Source organism: Actinoplanes sp. NPDC004185, assembly GCF_053603475.1.
Genome location: NZ_JBSGFR010000138.1, coordinates 1 through 1,078, shown reverse-complemented (window position 1 = coordinate 1,078; position 1,078 = coordinate 1). Strand labels below are relative to the sequence as shown.

The following is a 1,078-nucleotide window of genomic DNA, read 5'->3' as shown; positions in this document are numbered from 1 at the left end:
TGTTGCGACCCGACACGTTGTTTCAGGCGGTGAGGCGGCTGATCGGTGGGTGTCCCCCGAGTGCTGAGTGGCTGCGGGCAGTGTTGTAGTACTCCAGCCAGGTGTCCAGGGCGTGGGTGCGTTGCTGGTTGCTGGTCCAGGCGCGGGCATAGGCCCATTCGGTTTGCAGAGTGCGGTTGAAGCGTTCGGCTTTGCCGTTGGTCCAAGGCCTGCCGGGTTGGATGAACCGGCGGCCGATTCCTAGCTGCTCGCATGCGGTGATCCAGGCCCGGCCGATGCGGTAGCTCTTGGCGTTGTCGGTCAGGACCCGCTGCACGACCACGCCGTGTTCGGCGAACCAGGCCGTGGCGCGGGTCAGGAATCCTGCGCAGGCGGCGACGCGCTCGTCAGGCAGGACCTCGGCGTAGGCCAGCCGGGTGTGGTCATCGACCGCGACGTGGACGTAATCGAAGCCGTTACCACGGCCGCGGACCTGCTCACTGCGTCCGTGCAGCCGCCAGCCACCACCGTCGGGCACCCGGCCGAGCTTTTTCACGTCCACGTGCAGCAACTCGCCCGGACACGCGCGTTCGTAGCGGCGTTCGCTGTGCCGGCGGTTGCGCAGCAACTCACCGGTGAGCCGGTCGACATCGACCAGTCGCGGTAGCCCGGCCCGGCGGATCACCGCACCGATGGTCGAGGCCGGCAGCCCCAGAAGGCCGGCCAGCCGCACCGGACCGGCATGCTCGCCGACCCGCGCCGCCACGATCCGCGCGGTCACCTCCGAGGAGGTCAACCGGGCCAGGCGATGCGGTCGCGATGAGCGGTCCACCAAACCGGCCGGACCCTCGGCGCGGAACCGGCGCACCCACTTGTACACGCTCTGTCGGCTGATCCCGAGCTGTTTGGCGACCTCACCCGGGCGATGCCCGGCCAAGACACGCTCAACGAGCAACCTGCGGGCATAAACCGTCGTACGGGCATTAGCGTGTCCCACCGAGACCTCCGGATCGAAACGGCGACGTCAAGCACCGCCACTCCTTCCGGAGGTCTCCCTTTCGATCAAGACACCACGCCGAACATCAACAACGTCTGTGGT

At 67.7% G+C, this 1,078-nt stretch carries 1 protein-coding gene; it reads right to left on the bottom strand.

Features of this window, described 5'->3' with window-relative positions; genetic code table 11:
• Nucleotides 1–22 precede the first annotated feature (22 nt).
• Nucleotides 23–976, bottom strand: coding sequence for an IS481 family transposase (locus ACWEOZ_RS44405; RefSeq protein WP_451916684.1), 954 nt, complete (start codon nucleotides 974–976; stop codon nucleotides 23–25).
• Nucleotides 977–1,078: the final 102 nt, after the last annotated feature.